The sequence below is a fragment of the Companilactobacillus crustorum JCM 15951 genome (assembly GCF_001434585.1).
GTDB classification, from domain to species: domain Bacteria; phylum Bacillota; class Bacilli; order Lactobacillales; family Lactobacillaceae; genus Companilactobacillus; species Companilactobacillus crustorum.
Genome location: NZ_AZDB01000059.1, coordinates 1 through 6580 on the forward strand (window position 1 = coordinate 1; position 6580 = coordinate 6580).

Sequence of the window (6580 nt, forward strand, 5' to 3'; positions counted from 1 at the left end):
AAAATTCGGATTAAATTTGCAATCTACCTAATATCCAAATTATAAGTATGTAGCACGTTTGGAAAGTAACTGTTTATTTCAGAATACGAGTTTCAAAGTGATTTCCATCGATAATGCGTAATGACTGAGACTATCTTTCACATTTCTAATGTGGAAGCAGTATCTAAAAACACTTAGCATATCTTTATGACCAACTAACTCCAATCTACCTTAACTGCGCATATTTAGTATTACAATAATAAACAGCTTAAAACAAAACTGTCCGAAAAGACTTCATTTTATCTCTAAAATTTTTTGACCAGTTAGTCGCTTATCCCATACGCTAGTCTTTGGGGGGTTGGGTTAAATTTTGCTGTATTTGATCGTATAGCTATTTTTAACGGCTAAAAAAGGTATAGGTTTTTCGAAAATCTTAGCTTATATCGAACTATTAACACTATTATATAAACTCTAAAATGCTATCATTAATGCGTTCATCGTTAATTTTTACAGAGTGTTGGGGCTACTATTACTTGTCAAGCCCCCCCTATACTAAAATTTTAAAAAACATCATTTTAATACGCTTATGATATAGTTACGTTCTTATTATAANCTCTATTCTACTAATCAATTCTTTCGTATAATATCCTTCACGCAATCTATGTTGTTGTATGCGGATATTATCCTGTAATTGCTCATATTGAGATTTTGAGATGGCTATAATAGTACTATCAAGTTCTTCCAAAATGCCTAATGTCAACCCACAGTTATTATTCTTTAACCATGTGCCAACATTAGAATTGGTGTCTGCTATAGGAATAATTCCTGAAGCTAAATAAAGACTTAACTTATATTGCCAATTATATTTTTCATACGTTTTAAATGTTGTATTACCGGTCCCATCTGAATCCCATAACAACCCATAACCAGTGTTTAATTTTGAAATAAGTTTATCATTATCAAATTGCCCCATATATTCAAGATTTTTTGGAAGAGTAAAATCTAAGTTACTGCCAAAGATGTGCATATATACATCATTGATATTTCCTAAAAATCCAGCCTTAGTAAAGGAAATATTACCAGCATAATTGACAGTATGTGAAAAAGTAGGATAATTTATTGGTGTATTAGTCAGAAAATCAAATGGATCCCTTTGAATAACTACAGGCACCTTCAATCCAGCATTGGTCAGTACCTCTCTTGCTAATTTACTAGGAAGAGTTATGACATCAAATTGATTTAATAATTCTATATCCTTTTCTAAAGTATTATCTAGCCCTCTTAGACCGTTTATGTCATGTACTATGGCTATAACAGCGCACTGTTTCATGTGTGCTTTTCTTATTAAGTCGATTTGAAAATCAGATGTAATATAAAGCGGATACTGAAAATAAATTACAGAATTTGGTTCTACAGCATCTATTACCTTATTGTTAATATCAGGAAACTCCGTTAATTGAGAATTGTACATAGGATAATTAATTTTCTCAAATAATAATTTAGATGTCAGAATATCACTGATATCACGACGTGGTTTTATTGAACCATCATATGAATTGCGTAATTTTGGTGTTAAAATATACTTTTCCATAAATATTCCTCCTACATTATTGAAGTCGAAAGAGAGATAAACTAATCTTTATATTCAAGTTAAACATATAAAAATAAAAAAGCTTAGTTTGCTAATCAACAATTTTAAGCTTTTTTAATGATGACAGAATATATCTAGTCGGCCTTCTTATAATCTGCATTTTCAGGATTATCATCATGTAATATATTGTGTGGCTTTTTTGCTTTAGGCTTCAAAACCTTTTGCTCAGAGTTAACTTCTTCAGTCTTCTTTTCTTGTTTCATAATTGTCCCCTTTTTGATTCTATATAAATATAGTCATTGAGGTTTGAATTAAATTAGAATGAGTAGACAAACTTTTCTAAATACCTTATCTATTTAACACGGTCAGAGTCATCGGATATTTTATCAGCTGTTTTTTTCACTGTTTCCACACTATCCGAGGTCTTTTCCTTTAATGTATTACCTGCATCTGTTAACCGATCCTGTAATGTTGTCTGTGAAGCTTCAAATTCTTTCTGACTTTGAATATCAACCACTTCAACATTAAGTTCAACTAACGTTAGACTTGTTGTCTCATATACCTTTTTAGTAATTACTTCCGTAAGTTGCTTATAGATATCGTGTGCATTGTAGCCATACTCCATAACAACATTTAGATCAACAGCTACTTGCTCTTTACCAACTTCTACCCCAATTCCGTCTGCGGCATTATCACTATTAATAATTTTATTCTTAATGTTTGCGACAAAGCCACCATTTGCACCAAGTAATCCTGTCACATTTTCAATTGCGTAACCTACTATCTTCTGAATTACTTTATCATCAAAGGTCAATTCGCCCTTAGGCACCACGTGTTGTATTGAACTGTTTTGGTTATTAATTTCTTGTGTAGTCATAATTAGACCCTTTCTATAATCAGAAGATTAGTTCTTGTGCGTAAATATTTTCGATAAACTTGATAGATTAATATTATATTTACCTATCAAATAACTTCCCCAGGCTGTTATACATGTAAACAACACAATTATTATTGTTTTCAAAATACCCACAGTAACCAGCAATGTTGAAAAAATAAATCCAGTTATACCTCCGAGGTAAATGTTATTAATTTTTTCTCGCATATATTAACTCCTTACCTATACAACACGCGTAAATTTATGGTTGGATTTTTGATTTATTTTAAATTAACCTTATTGGGAAGTGAATCAACCTTAGCAAGCAATTCGTCTAGATTGTGTTCGAGGTCCTGCTCAATACGAGGTAATTCCGCTAATGTGGATTGTTTATAATTTGAAGCAGCAATAATATGGAACTTATGTTGTCGTTTCGTATTCTTGAATTTAACTTTAATATCAGATAGTCCTTCGCCGGATAGGTTTCTATTAATAAACTGCACAATCGCTTCATTGGTAAGGGCTAAACGTCCGTTTTTACTCTTAGTTAAAACGATATCTGGTTGTATAACCGGCCATATTAATACTATTAGAAATATCAAAAGTGTAAGGAACAGGAGTGAGACGCCATAGTAGTAACTAAAAAGAATCGCATTAAAGCGCATATTGTAAGTGCTTAAAAACTTAGATACTCGGATTAGAAACTCTGGCCATATCAAGGTTATTAACCCCAGAGCATAGCCTAAGCTTAAAAAACCTAAAATAAATTTTGTAGTCTTATGCATACATTTTCTCCAACTTACTGTCGTAGAAATTACTTAAGTAATTATAATTACAAAAAGGTAAAATTTGGAAAACTTACTTTATTTTCCCTTTTTAATGGTCTTAATGACTTGGTATAAACTTATTAAGAGTTGGAATAAAGTTAATAGATTTAACACTTTGTTTCTCGAAATTTTTTGCTTATTTATACTCATTCTTTAGCACCCTCTATACTTTGGATAAAATTAGAATTCTCGCGTAGATACGCGTAGATATAAGAAAGAAATTTAATTAAATTAGCCCCCCCGTAACATTGATAGATGTAGCTGTTATATAACTAGCCGCATCTGAAGCCAGAAAAACATATGCTCCGGCTACTTCAGAGGGTTGCCCAGCTCTACCTAGGGAAGTATCCTTACCAAACGTAGGTATATTTTCTGCTAATTGTCCTCCTACCACTTGCAATGGTGTCCAAATAGGACCTGGAGCAACACTATTGACACGAATGCCTCGCTGAGCTAATTGTTTTGCTAACCCAAACGTTGTATTTTTAATTGCAGCCTTAGTCCCTGCATAATCAATTAAATATGCTGAAGGATCTTCTGCTTGAATAGAGTTAGTTGTTATGATGCTACTGCCGTTTGGCATATATTCCAATGCCTCCCTGACTAACCAAATTAAGCTGAAAACATTTGTAGTATAGGTATCTATCATCTGACCTGTAGATATAGTAGTGATATCTGTATTAGCTTGTTGCTTACCGGCTACTAATACTAAAGTATCTATCTTACCTAACGATAGTACAGTTTGTTTCACTAATTCTTTGTTAAATGCTTCGTCTTTCAAATCTCCGGGAACTAGTTCTACTTTACGACCCAAAGATTCAATAATTCGTCTAACATCTTGTGCATCACTTTCCTCTTCTGGAAGATAATTTAATACAAGATCAGCGCCTTCATTCGCATATGCTATAGCTACCGCCCTACCAATGCCTGAATCAGCACCAGTTATTAAGGCTTTCTTTCCCCTAAGTCGATTACATCCGGCATAAGTTGTGGATCCGTCATCTGGTTGTGGCGACATTTTACTTTGTAAACCTGGCTCAGGCTGATGCTGTTTAGGAAATTTAAAATCATCATCATGTTGCATTTTAGTCATTATTAACTATCCTCCATAATCGAATACGTGCATTCACCTGTTACTTGAATGTGGACTATTAATTCAAAAGATTCTATCAACTAGATATATAGGTATAGGTTAGTAATTAAATTTGCAATCTACCATATTTATATCTGTAAAAACAGTTTTTAACTGCTAGGTCATAATGTATAGATAAATAAAAGCAAGCGCCTATGTAAAAAAGTGCCTGCTTTGATTAATTATCAAAAAAATTCCAATCTATATTTATAAAGGGTTATCTTCCCAATTTAAATATTGATTAACTGATCTTCAATTGCTCAATTATTTACGTTCTAAGAAGCCTCATACAGATAAATTTGGCTAATTATCCATGTAATTTTTGTTGCAATGTATCACCAATGCCATCTACTTTCTTAGTAGCCAAGACGGTGCCACCGATGAGGACACCACCTACAATGATCGTAGAAGCAATCATAAACTTAAATACACTTTTCAAGACGTCCATAAAATTCCCCCTTACTTTTTACTGGTTCGACCAACAACTAATGAAACAATCAGAACTAAAATAATTGCCCCGATGATCGATGGTATCAATGCCATGCCAGCTAACGAAGGGCCCCAAGTGCCAAGGAGCCCTTGGCCAATCCACGCACCGATTAAACCAGCTACGATGTTTGCAATCCAGCCCATAGCAGCACCACGGTTAGTGATTGCGCCAGCAATGGCACCAATGATTGCCCCGACGATTAATGACCAAATAAGTCCCATATTTACTCACTCCCTTAGATAACACGACTAGATTTATTGTCAGACTTTACTTTATCAACGCTGTCACCTAATGTTTCCTTCGATTTCTTTGCGCCCTTACTGAGGGCTTCCTTCGTTTTGTCTGTGGCATCGCTCACGTGATCTTGCAGAGAAGTCGAATCTTTTTCATGTTGCTCCTTTGTCTTGACATCAACAACATTCACATTTACCTCAATTACTTCTAATTCGGTCATATTCTTTACTTCCCGAACGATAACATTTTTGATCTTGTCATACAGTTTAGAAATATCAATGCCGTATTCAGCAACAATATCGAGATCCACTGCAACCTGCTTTTTTCCAACCTCTACATCAATTCCTGATGTGACATCTGAAGTATTAACTAGTTTTTCAGCAACATTTGCGAAAAAGCCGCCATCCACGGTTAATAAGCCATCTACTTCAGAAAGTGCGATACCAATGATCTTTTGAATAACCTTATCATCAAATGTTAAATTGCCTTTAACATCAGACTTCTCGTTAGTTGTTGTTTTCTCACTTGGCGTTCCATTCTGCATAATTTTTCCTCCTTATAATTCAAACAGTTATTTAAAAACATTTGTTAAGATACCAGTTTTTTGAATATAATAACCCGCGGTAATCCCGATTGCCATAAAAATCAAAACAAAAAGCGTCTTGAAAAATCCAACAGTGATGATAAGGACCGCTAAGAGCAATCCCATAATTCCACCAATTAGTGGCCAAAAATAGGCTTTAATGAGTTCGGTCACGATATCACCTCCTAGATAACTCGAGATTTATGCACATTAGCGTCCAACTCATTAAAATCAACGAGTCTGATTTTAATTTTTTTCTTTTCAGAAATTCCAAGACAAATACGCAAATCTTTTTTTAATTGATTAAGAAAATTTGCAGTCTGTTTCTTGGCATTGACTGAATTTAGTAGATCACCCGATATTTTAAGTGTGATCCCTTTTCGTGATAACTTAGATGATACCTTGGGGTTGCCAATAAAGGGTTCATGTTGAAGTGCTGAAAGCGCAAAATGTTCAATAGCTTTCTTACTGACAGTTACTTGACCATCAGACTTTTGATGAAGATATAATGATTGTGACCGTGGCCAAAAAAGTGTGATAAGCAAAAAAATAATTAACAGTACCGCCAGAATTACTCCACTCCAAAAGAGGTATATCTGTTCGTACTGCTCCAACCAACCAAGCTTTAATGACATGGGTGTACTAGTACCCATGGCCGTTGACCAATTTTTAAAGACAAGAACTATGGATAAAGGAAATGCAAGGATAATAAAAACTACTATTAATGCCTTAAATATAAATCGCAAATCATCACCGCCTTTACCGTAACTATAGCAGGATAGTTGTGATAATGGAATTATATGCTCTTATAAGGAACCAATTAAGATTTTTGTTTGATTAAAGGCTGTTCGTCAAATCAAGTTGATGGCG

General features: G+C 34.0%; 9 protein-coding genes and 1 pseudogene. All 10 read right to left on the reverse strand.

Annotated features, from left to right (window positions below):
• Positions 1-592: 592 nt before the first annotated feature.
• A pseudogene (locus FD26_RS11495) lies at positions 593-1570 on the reverse strand (glycosyltransferase); the annotation flags it as partial.
• A 134-nt stretch (positions 1571-1704) separates the two neighbouring features.
• Complete coding sequence (locus FD26_RS11405; RefSeq protein WP_268750919.1) at positions 1705-1833, reverse strand: hypothetical protein; 129 nt, start codon at positions 1831-1833, stop codon at positions 1705-1707.
• A gap of 89 nt (positions 1834-1922) precedes the next feature.
• Entirely contained in the window at positions 1923-2447 is a 525-nt protein-coding gene (locus FD26_RS10310; protein ID WP_057868344.1) for an Asp23/Gls24 family envelope stress response protein, read from the reverse strand.
• A 278-nt stretch (positions 2448-2725) separates the two neighbouring features.
• Positions 2726-3229, reverse strand: coding sequence for an alkaline shock response membrane anchor protein AmaP (gene amaP, locus FD26_RS10320; protein ID WP_235525361.1), 504 nt, complete (start codon positions 3227-3229; stop codon positions 2726-2728).
• A 268-nt stretch (positions 3230-3497) separates the two neighbouring features.
• The gene (locus FD26_RS10325) at positions 3498-4364 is read right to left on the reverse strand and encodes an SDR family oxidoreductase (protein WP_057868346.1); all 867 of its coding nucleotides are present in this window, start codon (positions 4362-4364) and stop codon (positions 3498-3500) included.
• A 346-nt stretch (positions 4365-4710) separates the two neighbouring features.
• Entirely contained in the window at positions 4711-4851 is a 141-nt protein-coding gene (locus FD26_RS11215; protein ID WP_103429321.1) for a hypothetical protein, read from the reverse strand.
• Between the two features lie 11 nt (positions 4852-4862).
• Positions 4863-5114: a GlsB/YeaQ/YmgE family stress response membrane protein gene (locus tag FD26_RS10330; RefSeq protein ID WP_003680323.1), complete on the reverse strand. Its 252-nt coding sequence runs from the start codon at positions 5112-5114 to the stop codon at positions 4863-4865.
• 14 nt (positions 5115-5128) lie between these two features.
• Positions 5129-5671, reverse strand: a complete 543-nt coding sequence (locus tag FD26_RS10335) for an Asp23/Gls24 family envelope stress response protein (RefSeq protein WP_057868347.1) — start codon at positions 5669-5671, stop codon at positions 5129-5131.
• Between the two features lie 27 nt (positions 5672-5698).
• Positions 5699-5884 carry a DUF2273 domain-containing protein gene (locus tag FD26_RS10340; RefSeq protein ID WP_041500090.1) on the reverse strand — a complete coding sequence of 62 codons (186 nt, stop codon included), beginning with the start codon at positions 5882-5884 and terminating at the stop codon, positions 5699-5701.
• 11 nt (positions 5885-5895) lie between these two features.
• The gene (gene amaP / locus FD26_RS10345) at positions 5896-6456 is read right to left on the reverse strand and encodes an alkaline shock response membrane anchor protein AmaP (protein ID WP_057868348.1); all 561 of its coding nucleotides are present in this window, start codon (positions 6454-6456) and stop codon (positions 5896-5898) included.
• Between the last annotated feature and the right edge of the window lie 124 nt (positions 6457-6580).

Excerpts from the sequence above, each read along its gene's own strand:
- FD26_RS10330 (WP_003680323.1), bottom strand. The coding sequence starts at position 5,114 with ATGGGACTTATTTGGTCATTAATCGTCGGGGCAATCATTGGTGCCATT.
- FD26_RS10310 (WP_057868344.1), bottom strand. The coding sequence starts at position 2,447 with ATGACTACACAAGAAATTAATAACCAAAACAGTTCAATACAACACGTG.
- FD26_RS10335 (WP_057868347.1), bottom strand. The coding sequence starts at position 5,671 with ATGCAGAATGGAACGCCAAGTGAGAAAACAACAACTAACGAGAAGTCT.
- FD26_RS10325 (WP_057868346.1), bottom strand. The coding sequence starts at position 4,364 with ATGACTAAAATGCAACATGATGATGATTTTAAATTTCCTAAACAGCAT.
- FD26_RS11405 (WP_268750919.1), bottom strand. The coding sequence starts at position 1,833 with ATGAAACAAGAAAAGAAGACTGAAGAAGTTAACTCTGAGCAAAAGGTT.
- amaP (WP_235525361.1), bottom strand. The coding sequence starts at position 3,229 with ATGCATAAGACTACAAAATTTATTTTAGGTTTTTTAAGCTTAGGCTAT.
- FD26_RS11215 (WP_103429321.1), bottom strand. The coding sequence starts at position 4,851 with ATGGACGTCTTGAAAAGTGTATTTAAGTTTATGATTGCTTCTACGATC.